Genomic DNA, 13,624 nt, shown 5'->3' on the forward strand with positions numbered 1-13,624 from the left:
CTAGTCTCGCCGCCATCAGCGGGGAGCATGTCATGGAACTCGATCATCTGGCCGTTTCGGCCGCGACACTGGAAGAGGCGGTTGCCCATGTGGAGGAAAGCCTCGGCGTGCCGATGCAGCCGGGCGGCAGCCATGCGGTCTTTGGCACCCACAACCGGCTTCTTGGGCTTGCTGATGGCCTCTATCTCGAGGCCATTGCCATCGACCCCGCCGCCACACCGCAGCGCAGCCCGCGCTGGTTCGATCTGGACCGCCGCCACGGCCCGGCACGGATCACCAACTGGATCTGCCGCTGCGCCGATCTCACGGCCGCGCTGACCGCAGCCCCGGAGGGCGCGGGCGAGATTGTCGATCTGCAACGGGGTGATCTCAGCTGGCAGATGGCGGTGCCGGCTGATGGCATTCTGCCGTTCGACAATATGTTCCCGGCCCTGATGCAATGGCACAGCCCCCATCCCGCCGCCGCGCTGGTCCCGCAGGGCTGCACCCTACGCCGTCTGCATCTGTCGCACCCGGACAGCACAGCTCTGGCGCAGGCGCTGCCGTTTGATGATCCGCGGGTCGAGATCCACAGCGGCCCTGCCGCCTTCGAGGCCGAGTTCGACACGCCCCATGGGCGCCGGGTGCTGCGATGATCGTCCGGGCGGCCACCGCAGCGGATGCAGAGGCAATCGCCGCGATCACCAACCAGATCATCCGCGACACGCTGATCACCTTCACCACGGCGGAAAAGACCGGCGCGCAGGTCAGCGATGAGATCGCCGAGAAAGGCACCTATGTGCAGGTGGCCGAGGAGGCGGGCCAGATCCTTGGCTACATCAGCCTTGGCGGGTTTCGCAGCGGCCCCGGCTATGCCCGCACCGCTGAACATGCGATTTACCTCACCGAAGCGGCCCGTGGCCGGGGCACCGGCCGGGCGCTGATCGCCGCCATCGAGGAGGTCGCGCGCCGGGACGGCATCCACGTGCTGGTCGCAGGCATCAGCGCGCTCAATGCAGGCGGGCTTGGCTTTCACGCGGCCATGGGATTTGTCGAGGTCGGACGGATGCCGGAGGTCGGCTACAAATGGGGCCAGTGGCTGGATCTGGTGCTGATGCAGAAAATTCTCTCTCCCAAAGGGGTTGGCCCCGCTGACAGTCCGGCCAAAGCAGGCTAGGCTGGCCATATGTCACTTTGGACCCGCATCACCGAAGCGCTCGCTGCGCTGGCCTCTGGCCAGAGCCTCAGCGATGTCTTCGACAGCCTGCGTGCGCCACCGGAACGCACCGTTGCCTTTGCCATCGCGGTGATTGCGCTTGGTGCCAAAATGGCCAAGGCGGACGGGCAGGTCACCCGCGACGAGGTCACCGCCTTTCGCGAGGTGTTCCAGATCGCGGCGGAGGATGAGGCAGGTGCTGCGCGGGTGTTTGACCTCGCCCGAACCGATGTTGCGGGCTATCAGGACTATGCCGCGCGGATCCAGAAGATGTTTGCCAATGACCCGCAGACGCTGTGCGATCTGATGGAAGGACTGTTTCACATCGCCATGGCGGACGGGTTTTATCATCCCGGCGAAAACGAATTCCTGTCCGAGGTCAGCCGCATCTTCGGTCAGAGCGAGCAGCAGTTCATGGCGCTGAGGGCGCGGTTTGTTGCCGATGCGCCGCGCGATCCCTACACGGTGCTGGGGGTGACCCCAGAGATGCCGCGCGAGGAGATCCGCAAACATTGGCGCAAGCTGGTGCGAGAGACCCACCCGGATGCGATGATGGCCCGTGGCGTCCCCGAAGAGGCGGTGCGGCTGGCGGAAAAGCGGATGATCGACATCAACCGCGCCTGGGATGAAATCAACGGATGTGCGGCCCATGCGGCTCGTCACGTATAACGTCGAATGGTTCTCCTCGCTGTTTGACGCCGGGGACCGCCTGCTGATGGACGCTGGCAGTTCGGGCCGCTACGGGGTGGATCGCAGCAGTCAGACACGCGCGCTGGCGCGGGTGTTTCAACGCCTCGATGCCGATGGCATCATGGTGATCGAGGCCCCGGATACCAATGGTCGCCGCCAGACCGTGCACGCGCTGGAACATTTCGCGCGAGAGGCCGGGCTGCGCAGCACCGACGCGCTGATCGGTTTTGCCAATGACACCCAGCAGGAAATTGCCTTTCTCTACGATCCGCAGGTGCTGCGGGTGGCCCATACACCGGCGCAAACCACCGAGGCACCGCGTTTCGACGGTGTCTTTCACATTGATCTGGATATTGATGCCAAAAAGGATGCGGTGCGGTTTTCCAAACCGCCGCTGGAGCTGACCCTGACCACAAACGGCGGGCGCGAGGTGGCGCTGATCGGCGCGCATCTGAAATCGAAAGCACCCCATGGCGCGCGCTCCGAAGGGCACGCGGTCAGCCTGTCGATTGCCAACCGGCGCAAACAGCTGGCACAGGCGATCTGGCTGCGCCGCCGGGTTGAGCAGCTTCTGGCCGAAGGACGGGATGTCATCGTGATGGGCGATCTCAACGACGGGCCGGGGCTTGACGATTATGAGCAGCTGTTCAATCGCTCCTCGGTCGAGATTGTGATGGAGAGCGATCTCTATGATCCGAACGCCCAGAGCCTGCTGCAACCCCGGCTGCGGGTGATGCCCAGTACGGCACGCTTTTATGACAAGGCAAACAAACGCTATTTCAGTGCCTTGCTGGATTATGTCATGGTCTCTTCCGGGCTGCGCCAATCGGCGCAGAGCTGGCGGATCTGGCACCCGTTCGAGGATGCCGCCTGTTATGAGGATGTCGATCTGCGCGAGGCGCTGCTGGCGGCCTCCGATCACTTTCCGGTCAGCCTTGATCTCGATCTTGGGTGAAGGCCCTCAAAGGTTCACCGGCGGCACCGGGGGCTGCGCGACGCCGCCGGTGGTGGTCGCCACTTCAATCCTGGCGTGTTTCGCCTATATTGACGGCAAGCAATCCCGTCCAACCCTAAAGGGGGCAATGACATGATGCCTAGGTTCCGAATGACGCCTCAGTCGATGCGCGGCCTTGCGCTTGCGGGGCTGCTGGTGCTGCCGCTGACAGCGCCGGTGGCTGCCGAAACCGCACCCGCGCCAGAGGACGAAGGCAGCAGCCTGATGCAGCGCGGGGCGGAGCTGTTCTGGGAGGGGCTGCGTCAGGAAATGGCGCCCGCGCTTGACGATCTTCAGGCGCTGGCGGATGAATTCGGGCCAAGCCTGCAAGGGTTCCTGTCGGAGATGGGGCCTGCACTGGCCGAGATCGCGGGCAAGGTCGAGGACTGGAGCGTTTATGAACGTCCCGAAATCCTGCCCAATGGCGATATCATCATTCGCCGCAAGCCGCAGGACGCTCCAGGCGTGCCGCCGGGTGGATCCCCGCAGGCCAGCCCGGACACCGATCTGCCCGAAGGCACAACCGACCTGTGACGCGCTGAAGATCGGCCCAGAGCGGCAAGAGACGGTCTGACCCGATGCGGGGCAGGCGCTGCGGTTACTTGCGGATCTTAACCCGCAGCTCGGCCTCCAGCGAGCGGGCGAGCGAGGCCAGACGGGCCTCTGCCACCTCGCCAAACAGCGGCTCCGCCTCGGCCGGCAGTTCCAGCAGCAGGTGTTTCTTGCGCGGTTGCCAGACCAGCTTGCCGATGTTGCCATCCTTGCTGACCATCAGCATGGCGCCGAACCGCATCGCCTTGCCCAGGATCTCGGCCTCTTTCTTGCCGCGCTCGTCCAGAAGATCATAGAGATATTCAAACGCCGTCCCCTGCCGCTTGTTGCGATAGCGGTGCAGCAGCGCAAGGCCGAGAAAGATCCGTTCGGAGTGTTTCAGCCCGCCCAGATTGGCCCGTGTGGCGTTGTCGAAACAGACCTCGGCGCGATAGTCGGGATGGGCGCGCCAGCTGACGTCATGCAGCAGGCAGGCGGCTTTCACCAGCCGGGTCTTGGCATGGTCGGAGGATCTGAACAGCGGCGAGACGAATTCATACAGCGTGCGGCCAAAACCGGGGATGCGGGCATCCTTCTGCTCGGCAAAGCGGCTGGCTTCGATCAGCGGATCGCGGTCGCGCAGGCGCTGGGGCATCTGCTCGTAGAGCAGCCCCTCGCGGATGCCATAGCTGGAGACCGCGATATCCTTGGGCCGAAAGGTCTTGACCAGCCGCGACAGCACATCGGCGGCATAGGGCACCAGCGACATCCGGGCGCTGGAAACACCGCATTCGGCGCGCAGCTCTTCCAGGTCCTGGGTCTCGATATAGCGCAGGGTCTCGCGCACGGATTGGGCGCTCATGCGGTATTCATGCAGGACCCGCAGCGGGTAGCCGCGCCGCGCCATGTCGATCCGGGCAATCGCCCGCCAGCTGCCGCCGACCAGAAACAGCCGGTCGTTCTGCTGGCCCATCTCGCTGCGCAGGCCCTCCATCACCTCGGTGATATGCGCCTTGCGGCCACGCCGGCCTCCCGCAACGTCGCGCAGTTTCAGCGGGCCGAGTGAGGAAGTCACCCGTTTGCCGACCTCACCGTCATGGATTTCTGCCAGCTCCATGGAGGAGCCACCGATATCGCAGACCAGACCATAGGACCCGGGCCAGCCCAGCAGCACGCCCTGCGCAGACAGGCGCGCCTCTTCCTGACCGTCGATGACCCAGATCTTCAGCCCGGTTTCGCGCAGCACCTCGTCGCAGAAATCCTGCCCGTCGCTGGCATCGCGCACCGCCGCAGTGGCCACCACCGACAGCGGCGGCATGTCCATGCCCGCGGCCAGATGCTGGAACCGGCGCAGCGCCGACAGGGCGCGGATGCGCCCCTCCGGGTTCAGCCGACCGGTCTCCGACAGGCCAGCGCCCAGGGCACACATGATTTTTTCGTTGTAGAAATAAGCGGGGCTACGGGCGGCCCCGTCAAAGATCACCATCCGCACCGAGTTGGAGCCGACGTCCACCACGCCCACCCGTGACAGGGCGCGGGCGCCCGGATCGTCAAACAAGGGTCGGCCAAAAGGCCCCCAATCGGCGGTGGCAGGCTCCGGTGTCACGTGCATGTTGGCTCCGTTACGTGTCGTCAGGATGGGGGATCGGCAAAGCCGGGTCAATCGCAGGCTGCGGCAGCGCCGGACCTGTCTGCGGCATCGGCTGATGCGGTGGCGGCTGGTTTGTCCGCAGGCCGCGACGGGCTGCGTGCGGTTCGGGCAGGGCGGTCCGACATCAGCTCGACCGCCAGCACCCGCGACACCATCCGCCCTTCGGCGAGGGACAGGCGGTCCAGCTCCTCGACGATCTGCGAGGCCGCGGCAAAGGAGCGGTCCATATGCGCCACCAGATAGGGGATCACATCGGGTTTCGGGGTGATCTGCCGGTCGTTGAACAGTTTTGCCAGCACCACCGACAGCAGCGCGTCATCCGGCGGTTGCAGCTGGGCATGGGTCGCGCCTTCGACCCTGCTTTGCAGATCGGGCAGCGACATCGCCCACAGATGCGGTGCGGCCCGCCCGGTCAGCATCAGCGCATGGCCATTGGCCAGAACCAGATTGTGCAGGTGAAACAGGGCATCCTGCGCCTCGGCGTTATCGGCAATATCCGGCACGTCCTCGATGGCGATCGGGCCGTCAGCCAGATGCGGCACATCCGCCTTGGTCAGCTGCCAGGCGGGCAGGATGCGCGCGCCGGAGTTGCTGGCCCAGACATGCACCAGATGGGTCTTGCCGGAGCGTTTCGGCCCGCTCAGCACCAGCTTGCCGCCGGGCCAGGCAAAGGCGGGATCCAGCATCGCCACCGCCATCGCATTGGAGGGCGCGACAAAGAAATCGTCCCGTCCAAGCGCCGGTTTCGCCGGGAGGTCAAAGCTCAGCTGTTGTGCCATGGGTCAGGTTCAGTCCGCGTCGTGAAAGGCTTTGCCCTGGTAGAGGCGACTGTCCAGATAGCGCTCAACCAGGAACCGCGCAATCACCCCGAGTGCGGCGGCAACCGGCACCGCGATCAACATGCCGACAAAGCCGAACAGCGCGCCAAAGACCGACAGCGCCAGCAGCAGCCAGACCGGATGCAGCCCAACCGAATTGCCAACCAGCTTGGGGGTGAGCAAATTGCCCTCAACCACCTGACCGATCACGAAAATGCCTGCGACCATGCCGATCGACCACCAGTCGCCCCAGAACTGGAACAGCGCCAGCCCGATGGCCAGCGCGCCGCCGATCAGGGCGCCGAGATAGGGGATAAAGGTGACCAGACCGGCGATGAACCCCACCGCAAGACCGAAGTTCAGCCCCACCAGCATCAGCGCCACTGCGTAATAGGAGCCGAGAATCAGGCAGACCGTCCCCATGCCGCGGATAAAGGAGGCCAGCACCTTGTCGATGCGCGCGGCCAGCTCGCGGATGGTGGGGGCGTGATCGCGCGGCAGCAGCTCGTCGATCCGCGCAACCATGCGATCCCAATCGACCAGAAAATAGACCGCGACCACCGGAACAATCACAAACAGCACCATGACGTTGACCAGCGAAACCGCGGAGCCGACAACGCCCTCCAGCACGCTGATCGCCTTGCTTTGCAGGGTCTGGGCGATGGACACGATGGTCTGCTGGGCACGGCTGCCCTCGTCAAACAGGGACGGGGCCTGTTTCTGGGCAAAGTCGCGCAGGTTCTTGAAGGCCTCCGGCAGCACCTGCGCGAGGTCGATCATCTGGTAGATCAGCGTCGGCACCACCACCAGCAGCAGCACCACAAACAGCAGTACCGCCGCAACGGTGATAGTTGCGGTGGCCGCCGTGCGGCTGAGCCCCGCCGCTTCCAGCCGGTCGGCAATCGGATCAAGGAGATAGGCAATCGCGGCGCCCAGGACAAACGGCAGCAGGACATCGCCCAGTGCCCACATGGTCACCGCAAAGACGACAGCGGCAATGCCCCAGTATTTCAATTGCTTCTGTGCCGGAAGTGCCATGTGTTGCGTCCTGCTCTCAGCCTGATCCTAGGGGCCTGTTTGGGCAGAAGTCTTCGCCCATGCGCCCCGTCGATGCAACCCCAATGACCCGCCACCGGTTCCCGCAGGGGGGGCGGTCAGGTCATCCGCCCGGTCAGCCACGTGCCGAAACGCAAAGCACGATTGCCTGAGGCGCGTCGATGGCTTAGACCGCTTGCGAACCCAGATTGATAAATGAGACCGCCATGCGCCTGTCCCGCTATTTTCTTCCCGTGCTGAAGGAGACCCCCTCCGAAGCCCAGATCGTCAGCCACCGCTACATGCTGCGCGCCGGCATGATCAAGCAGTCCTCTGCCGGGATCTATTCCTGGCTGCCCTTGGGCTTCAAGGTGCTGAAGAAGATCGAAACCATCGTCCATGAAGAGCAGATGCGCGCGGGTCATATCCCGATGCTGATGCCGACGCTGCAATCGGCGGATCTGTGGAAGGAATCGGGGCGCTATGATGACTATGGTCAGGAAATGCTGCGGATCTCCGATCGCCATGGCCGCGACATGCTCTATGGTCCCACCAACGAAGAGCTGATCACCGATATCTTCCGCAGCCATGTCGGCAGCTACAAGGATCTGCCGCTGACGCTCTACCACATCCAGTGGAAATTCCGCGACGAGATCCGCCCGCGGTTCGGTGTCATGCGGGGCCGCGAATTCTACATGAAGGACGGCTATAACTTCGACCTGACCAAAGAGGACGCGCTGCACGCCTATAACCGTCATCTGGTCAGCTATCTGCGCAGCTACGAGCGTATGGGGCTTCAGGCGATCCCGATGCGCGCCGATGGCGGGCCGATTGGCGGCGATTATACCCATGAATTCCTGGTTCTGGCCGAGACCGGCGAGAGCGAGGTGTTCTATGACAGCGCAGTCACCGATCTGACCTTTGGCGATCGCGAAATTGATTACGACAGCGTCGAGCAGTGTCAGGGCGTGCTGGAGGAGTTTACCTCCAAATATGCCCGCACCGATGAAACCCATGACGAGGCGCTGTTTAACGAGGTGCCGGAAGACCGTCGCCGGGTGGCGCGCGGGATCGAGGTTGGCCAGATCTTCTACTTTGGTACCAAATATTCCGAAGCGATGGGTGCCAATGTGCAAGGCCCCGATGGCAAGCAGTCGCCGGTCCATATGGGCTCGCACGGGATCGGCGTTTCGCGTCTCCTTGGCGCCATCATCGAGGCCAGCCACGACGAAAAGGGCATCATCTGGCCCGAAGGTGTGACGCCGTTCCACTGCGGGATCGTGAACCTCAAACAGGGCGACGAAGAAGCCGACGCCGCCTGCGAGAGCCTTTATGACGCGCTGACAGCTGTCGGGCTGGAGCCGCTTTATGATGATCGCAAGGAACGGGCGGGCGGTAAATTCGCCACCATGGACCTGATCGGTCTGCCCTGGCGCATCACCGTCGGCCCGCGTGGTCTGAAAAACGGCGTGGTCGAACTCACCTCGCGCCGCAGCGGCGAAAGCGAGGAACTCTCGCCCGAGGCGGCAGTGCAGAAGATCGTGGAGATCTATGCCAACCACCGGACCGGCCGGGGCTTCTGAAGCGGCGCATAGCCCGCGACACGCCCTTATGGAACGATCAGCACGGTCCGCGCCCCATTGGTGCGGACCGTTTGCGTCGGGGCCTGGAATTTTGCCAAAAAACCCAGCGCCCGGCCGATGGCGGTGGATTGGTGTCACCGCCGGGGAATGCTGCCGGGGCGGAAACCAGATCTTGACCTTGGGCCGTGGGCAGCACAGGTTGCGCTGAACTTTGCCCGGCAGGATCATTATGGCCACACCACTCCCGTTTTCCCGTTTTGAATGGCTGATCGCCTGGCGTTATCTGCGGGCGCGCCGGGCCGAAGGTGGCGTCAGTGTGATGACCTGGATCAGCCTCATCGGCATTGCGCTTGCCGTCTTTGCGCTGATTGCCACATTGGCGGTGCGCACCGGGTTCCGCTCGGAATTTGTCGGCACCATTCTGGGGGCCAATGCGCATGTGACGCTCTATTCACATGGCACGGTGACCGAACAGGGCCAGCTGGACCGCAAGCTGACAGAGTATGACGCCCTGGCCGAGGCCGCCGCAGCGGTGCCCGGCGTGATCCGCAGCGCGCCGCTGATCAAGGGACAGGTGATGGCAAGCCTGCGCCAGCGCAGCGCCGGGGTTGAGGTCTTTGGCATCTCGGCGGCCAACATCGCCAGCCTGCCGGGGATTGCCCAGAGCGAGGCGGCGATTGGTGACCTGTCGCGGTTTGACGAAGGCGTGGCGCTGGGATCTGGCGTGGCCCGTGAACTGGGCGTGAGCGTCGGCGACCGGATCAAGCTGATTTCCCCCGATGGGGTCAAGACCGCCTTTGGCACCAGCCCGCGCGTCAATGCCTATGAGGTGGTCTATATCTTCACCGCCGGGCGCTATGACATCGACCGCACCCGGCTTTACATGCCTTTTGCCGAGGCGCAGAGCTATTTCAACCGCGAAGGCTTTGCCGATGAAATCGAGGTGATGGTGGAGGATCCCGAAACCGTCGACCGTCTGGTGCTGCCGCTGTTGCAGGCCGGGGATGAGGTTGCCCCGGGCATCGGCGTCTGGACCTGGCGCGATGCCTCGGGTGGCTTCCTGCGTGCGCTGGAGGTCGAGGACAATGTGATGTTCATCATCCTGTCGATCCTGGTGCTGATTGCCACGATGAATATCGTCTCCGGGCTGATCATGCTGGTCAAGAACAAGGGCCGCGATATCGGCATCCTGCGCACCATTGGCCTCAGCGAAGGATCGGTGATGCGGGTGTTTTTCCTCTGCGGGGCCTGTACTGGCGTGATCGGCACTGTGCTTGGGGTCATTCTGGGCTGTCTATTCGCGATCTACATTGATCCGATTTTCTCCTTTGTGAACTATGTGATGGGGGGCGGGGTCTGGGATCCGGCGATCCGGGGCATCTATGCGCTGCCCGCCGAGCTGCGGCTGGCGGATGTGCTGTCGGCGGTGGCGCTGTCGCTGACCTTGTCCTTTGTCATCACCATTTTCCCGGCCCGGCGCGCGGCGCGGATGAATCCGGTGGAGGCGCTGCGCTATGAATAATCCCGAAACGCAGACAGGCGCACAATCTGCCGTATTGCAGCTGAGCCAGGTCGGCAAATCCTACAACCACGGCCTGCCAACGCAGGTGGATGTGCTGACTGGCATTGATCTGACGGTGAAGCCCGGAGAGATCGTGGCGCTGGTGGCGCCCTCTGGTGCCGGCAAATCCACCCTGCTGCATACGGCCGGCCTGCTGGACACGCCCGATCGTGGCACGGTGCGGATTGGCGGGCAGGATCTGACCGGCAAATCCGAGCGGCGGCGTACGGCGGTGCGGCGGCAGGATGTGGGGTTTGTCTACCAGTTCCATCATCTGCTGGCGGAGTTCACCGCGCTGGAAAACATCGTGTTGCCGCAGCTGGCCAATGGCATCAGCCAGGCCAAGGCAGAGGCGCGGGCGCAGGATCTGCTGGCGCGGGTCGGGCTGAGCGACCGCGCCGGGCATCGCCCTGCGGCGATGTCGGGCGGCGAGCAGCAGCGGGTGGCGTTTTGCCGGGCGCTGGCCAACGGGCCGCGTCTGCTTCTGGCGGATGAGCCGACAGGCAACCTCGATCCCGCTACCGCCGATCAGGTCTTTGCGGTGCTGATGGAGCTGGTGGCCGAGACCGGCATGGCGGCGCTGATTGCCACCCATAATCTGGAGCTGGCGCAGCGTATGGACCGGGTGGTGCGGTTGGACGGCGGGCAGCTCCATCCGGGGCTCTGAGCCGCATCGGTCAGGCGCAGATACCGCCCAGCTCGGCGCCTTTCCACGGCAGGTAGACATCGCTTTCGCGGCTTTGCGGCAGGTCTGAGACGGGCATCGCCGCCTTCAGCATTCCATGCAGCCGCTTGGTGCGCGCGCCGGTTGGGTCCAGCGCGCGGCAGCAGACGTATTCTTCGACAATCGCGCCCTGCTGTTCATAGGCAAAGTCGATGAAGCGGTCGTCGCCTTTCAGATCAAACAGATAGGGATCATCCGTCGCCCGGTGTTCGGCGGCGGCGCGCAGCGGGTGATAGCCGGTCTTGGCGCGTTGCTGCCATTGCCAGACATGGGTCGCCTCATGGGCCAGCAGCATCGCCTCCACCAGATAGAGCCGCTCGGGGTAGGCGGGCATGTAGTCGTCGATATACCAGTCGCGCACGAAGAAGATGCGGTTGAACAGCGCCAGTGCGGCGGGGGAAGAGGTGACGATCTCATCTTTTACGGGCGGCAGGATGCGTTCGCGGCAGGTCACGCGGGGGCGTGGCTTGCGGCGAAATGTGACCTGCGAGAGCGGCGCGCCCTTGACGATGCGCAGGCGGCTCATATCCAGTTCGGGCCCGTGAATACGGCTGAGGAACTGCTGTTCGCCTTCGGACAGCGGACGCCCGCAGGACAGCAGGGCAAGACACCCTAGGACAAGACAGAACCGCGCGATCATGGACCCACCCTAGGACAAGTTGCGCCTGGGTGGGAACTGGTTTTGCGAGCTTTGTCGCGTGGTCAGCTGGCAGCGCGGCGCAGGTCCACGAAGGTCTCGTTATAGCAGGCGCCATCTTCGGTATCGGTGCGGATATCGGCGGGGATCAGCGCGTTCACGGTCAGACCCGTGGCGCTGCTGGCGCGCCAGGTGCCCTTGGGGCTGTAGAGCACGCCGGGACGGGTGGCATCGCTGATTTTCAGCCGCAGGGTGACGGTGGCCCGATCGTTGAAGACCTCCAGCAGATCGCCATCGGTCAGCTCACGGCTGGCGGCATCCTTTGGGTGCATTTCGACCAGTTCGGCCCCATCTGAGGGTGGCTGATCGCCAAAGGTGGCATTGGTGCGTTTCGCAGAGGACGGCGTGATCAGCACAAAGGGGGCGCTGCGCGGCACCGGATCATAGCGCGGCACGCCAAAGCCGTAGCGGGTCTCGTAGTCCTCGCTGAACAGCTCGATCTTGCCCGAGGCGGTGGCCGGCGCAATTGTATCACAGAGGATCGGTGCGGCGCCCTCGGCGGCGGTGATTTCCAGCGCCCGGTCGAGGGGGATTTCACTGGGGCGGTGGCCCTGAAGCTGTGGATGATTGCCGTCCAGCGCCTGATCCATCAGCTCAGCATCGCTGGCCTGAAACAGCGGGTCGTCATAGCCGAACCGCGCGGCCAGACGGCGGAAAATCTCGGTATTGGGCAGGCTGTCGCCCACCAGCGGAATGACCGGGGCGGCACGCTGGATGAAGTTCTGGCCATAAGCACCATAGACATCGTCATATTCAAAATGGCTGGCGGCGGGCAGGATCACATCGCACATCCGCATGGAATCGGTCATCGCCACATCGCAGCCCGCGATAAAGATATCCTCCTGGCTGAGCGCTTCGATCAGGCGGGCCTGATCGGGGTGGGTGGCGACCGGGTTGTGATTGTAGATCATCACCGCCTTCACCGGGATGCGCATGTTCTGGTCCAACAGTTTGCGCGCCACATCGACGATGTTGAAGATACGGGTGTCTGGGTCGATCAGGTGGCTGGCCTGCAAGCGGTCTGGAGTCTTTGGAGCCGCAAGGCCGGGTTTGGCCAGCACCCCGGCGCCCAGCCGCCCGTGATGGCCGGTCAGCGCCTGGAGCGCCATGGCCGCCCGCAGGCCGGAGCCGCCGGAGCGTCCGCGCTCGATCCCGTTGCCGAGCGAGGTGGACATGCAGCGGGCCTGTGCGATCCAATCCGCCAGCTGGTGGAACTGCGCCAGCGGGATGCCGCAGACCTTGGCCACCTGATCGGGGGTATAGCTGCGCGCGGCCTTCAGGTATGGTTCTGACCCCGTGGTCCACTGGGCGATGAAGTCATGATCCAGCGCGCCGCGCCGCTCCAGCTCAGCCGCCAGTGCCATCGCCAGCACCACATCGGTGCCCGGCACCGGTTGCAGATGCAGGTCGCAGTGTTCGGCAATCTTGGTGCGCTTGGGGTCGATGACGACCAGCCGTGTGCCCTTGGTGCGGGCCTGTTTCAGCAGCGGCGCCATATGCAGGTTGGAAACCGTAATGTTATTGCCCCAGACCAGCACCAGATCCGAATGCAGCAGCTGCTGCGGCGGCATGCCGGGAGCGGGGCCGAACAGGCTCTCATAGGCGCCACCGCGCACCCCGCCGCAGAGCGGCCCCCGGTTCAGCCGGGTTGCGCCCATGTGGTAGAAAAACCGCCGGTCCATCGACCCGCCGGCCAGCTCGCCGTGGGGGCCTGCGTAGTTGAAGGGCAGCACCGATTGCGCGCCGTGGGCGGTGATTGCGCGCATGAACCCGGCGTGGATCAGGTCCAGCGCCTGCTCCCAGCTGATCGGCTCATAGCTGCCGCTGCCGCGCGGGCCGCTGCGCCGCAGCGGCTGGGTCAGCCGGTTGGGACCATGGACAAAGCCTGCAAAACTGCGCGCCACCTTGTTGCAGATCACCGCGTCGGTCAGCGGATTGGCGTGTGATCCGCGCACCGCCGTGATCTCGCCATCCGTGACACTGACGCTGAGGCTGCAGGTGTCGGGGCAATCCAGCGGGCAGACGCTGGGCAACTGGGTGGTCGGGCTATCGGCAGGGGCGTTGTCGCGCATGGCTGGGCTCGCAAATCTGAAAGGGTCTGTCGCGGTCAGCCTAGCCCGGAATGTGACCTTGTCGAAATGGCCA

Annotated in this window: 13 protein-coding genes; 8 read left to right on the forward strand and 5 right to left on the reverse strand. The window is 64.3% G+C overall.

The genetic code is table 11. The annotated features are described in order from the left end of the window. The first annotated feature begins 32 nt into the window (after positions 1 to 32). From VXL81_RS15555 to VXL81_RS15575, 5 genes are all read left to right on the forward strand, one after another. Positions 33 to 635, forward strand: coding sequence for a VOC family protein (locus VXL81_RS15555; RefSeq protein WP_340546030.1), 603 nt, complete (start codon positions 33 to 35; stop codon positions 633 to 635). Further along, positions 632 to 1,156: a GNAT family N-acetyltransferase gene (locus VXL81_RS15560; RefSeq protein ID WP_340546029.1), complete on the forward strand. Its 525-nt coding sequence runs from the start codon at positions 632 to 634 to the stop codon at positions 1,154 to 1,156. The genes VXL81_RS15555 and VXL81_RS15560 overlap by 4 nt, the downstream gene beginning before the upstream one ends. A 9-nt stretch (positions 1,157 to 1,165) precedes the next feature. Then, positions 1,166 to 1,864, forward strand: coding sequence for a molecular chaperone DjiA (locus VXL81_RS15565; protein WP_340546028.1), 699 nt, complete (start codon positions 1,166 to 1,168; stop codon positions 1,862 to 1,864). Beyond that, entirely contained in the window at positions 1,845 to 2,840 is a 996-nt protein-coding gene (locus tag VXL81_RS15570) for an endonuclease/exonuclease/phosphatase family protein (protein ID WP_416555010.1), read from the forward strand. The genes VXL81_RS15565 and VXL81_RS15570 overlap by 20 nt, the downstream gene beginning before the upstream one ends. Before the next feature lie 132 nt (positions 2,841 to 2,972). Next, positions 2,973 to 3,413, forward strand: coding sequence for a hypothetical protein (locus VXL81_RS15575; protein ID WP_416555012.1), 441 nt, complete (start codon positions 2,973 to 2,975; stop codon positions 3,411 to 3,413). Between the two features lie 64 nt (positions 3,414 to 3,477). Here the strand turns inward: VXL81_RS15575 and VXL81_RS15580 are convergent, their stop codons facing one another. From VXL81_RS15580 to VXL81_RS15590, 3 genes are read right to left on the reverse strand one after another with little or no spacing between them, the layout of a single operon-like run. Beyond that, positions 3,478 to 5,022, reverse strand: coding sequence for a Ppx/GppA family phosphatase (locus tag VXL81_RS15580; protein ID WP_416555014.1), 1,545 nt, complete (start codon positions 5,020 to 5,022; stop codon positions 3,478 to 3,480). A 47-nt stretch (positions 5,023 to 5,069) separates the two neighbouring features. Next, complete coding sequence (locus VXL81_RS15585) at positions 5,070 to 5,840, reverse strand: chromosomal replication initiator DnaA (protein WP_416555016.1); 771 nt, start codon at positions 5,838 to 5,840, stop codon at positions 5,070 to 5,072. A gap of 9 nt (positions 5,841 to 5,849) precedes the next feature. Continuing rightward, on the reverse strand, positions 5,850 to 6,917 hold the full coding sequence (locus VXL81_RS15590) for an AI-2E family transporter (protein WP_416539032.1): 1,068 nt from the start codon (positions 6,915 to 6,917) through the stop codon (positions 5,850 to 5,852). A 224-nt stretch (positions 6,918 to 7,141) separates the two neighbouring features. Here VXL81_RS15590 and proS point away from each other — a divergent pair, with 224 nt between their 5' ends. The 3 genes from proS to VXL81_RS15605 all read left to right on the forward strand — a co-directional run bounded on the left by proS (position 7,142) and on the right by VXL81_RS15605 (position 10,725). Then, entirely contained in the window at positions 7,142 to 8,497 is a 1,356-nt protein-coding gene (gene proS / locus VXL81_RS15595; protein WP_416555018.1) for a proline--tRNA ligase, read from the forward strand. Positions 8,498 to 8,726: 229 nt separating this feature from the next. Next, positions 8,727 to 10,019 carry a lipoprotein-releasing ABC transporter permease subunit gene (locus VXL81_RS15600; protein ID WP_416555020.1) on the forward strand — a complete coding sequence of 431 codons (1,293 nt, stop codon included), beginning with the start codon at positions 8,727 to 8,729 and terminating at the stop codon, positions 10,017 to 10,019. After that, on the forward strand, positions 10,012 to 10,725 hold the full coding sequence (locus VXL81_RS15605) for an ABC transporter ATP-binding protein (RefSeq protein ID WP_416555022.1): 714 nt from the start codon (positions 10,012 to 10,014) through the stop codon (positions 10,723 to 10,725). Before VXL81_RS15600 ends, VXL81_RS15605 begins: the two co-directional genes overlap by 8 nt. 10 nt (positions 10,726 to 10,735) lie before the next feature. Here VXL81_RS15605 and VXL81_RS15610 read toward each other — a convergent pair whose 3' ends face one another. Beyond that, a complete protein-coding gene (locus tag VXL81_RS15610) occupies positions 10,736 to 11,422 on the reverse strand; it encodes a hypothetical protein (RefSeq protein ID WP_340546019.1) in 687 nt (228 codons plus the stop codon). A 62-nt stretch (positions 11,423 to 11,484) separates the two neighbouring features. Then, positions 11,485 to 13,551, reverse strand: a complete 2,067-nt coding sequence (locus VXL81_RS15615; protein WP_416555024.1) for a molybdopterin-dependent oxidoreductase — start codon at positions 13,549 to 13,551, stop codon at positions 11,485 to 11,487. Positions 13,552 to 13,624 lie beyond the last annotated feature (73 nt).

Source organism: Phaeobacter sp. JH204B (assembly GCF_048055755.1).
Classification (GTDB): Bacteria; Pseudomonadota; Alphaproteobacteria; order Rhodobacterales; family Rhodobacteraceae; genus Phaeobacter; species Phaeobacter bryozoorum.

Coding starts and splice junctions, on each gene's coding strand:
- VXL81_RS15555 (WP_340546030.1), top strand. CDS start 33: ATGGAACTCGATCATCTGGCCGTTTCGGCCGCGACACTGGAAGAGGCG.
- VXL81_RS15560 (WP_340546029.1), top strand. CDS start 632: ATGATCGTCCGGGCGGCCACCGCAGCGGATGCAGAGGCAATCGCCGCG.
- VXL81_RS15565 (WP_340546028.1), top strand. CDS start 1,166: ATGTCACTTTGGACCCGCATCACCGAAGCGCTCGCTGCGCTGGCCTCT.
- VXL81_RS15570 (WP_416555010.1), top strand. CDS start 1,845: ATGCGGCTCGTCACGTATAACGTCGAATGGTTCTCCTCGCTGTTTGAC.
- VXL81_RS15575 (WP_416555012.1), top strand. CDS start 2,973: ATGATGCCTAGGTTCCGAATGACGCCTCAGTCGATGCGCGGCCTTGCG.
- VXL81_RS15580 (WP_416555014.1), bottom strand. CDS start 5,022: ATGCACGTGACACCGGAGCCTGCCACCGCCGATTGGGGGCCTTTTGGC.
- VXL81_RS15585 (WP_416555016.1), bottom strand. CDS start 5,840: ATGGCACAACAGCTGAGCTTTGACCTCCCGGCGAAACCGGCGCTTGGA.
- VXL81_RS15590 (WP_416539032.1), bottom strand. CDS start 6,917: ATGGCACTTCCGGCACAGAAGCAATTGAAATACTGGGGCATTGCCGCT.
- proS (WP_416555018.1), top strand. CDS start 7,142: ATGCGCCTGTCCCGCTATTTTCTTCCCGTGCTGAAGGAGACCCCCTCC.
- VXL81_RS15600 (WP_416555020.1), top strand. CDS start 8,727: ATGGCCACACCACTCCCGTTTTCCCGTTTTGAATGGCTGATCGCCTGG.
- VXL81_RS15605 (WP_416555022.1), top strand. CDS start 10,012: ATGAATAATCCCGAAACGCAGACAGGCGCACAATCTGCCGTATTGCAG.
- VXL81_RS15610 (WP_340546019.1), bottom strand. CDS start 11,422: ATGATCGCGCGGTTCTGTCTTGTCCTAGGGTGTCTTGCCCTGCTGTCC.
- VXL81_RS15615 (WP_416555024.1), bottom strand. CDS start 13,551: ATGCGCGACAACGCCCCTGCCGATAGCCCGACCACCCAGTTGCCCAGC.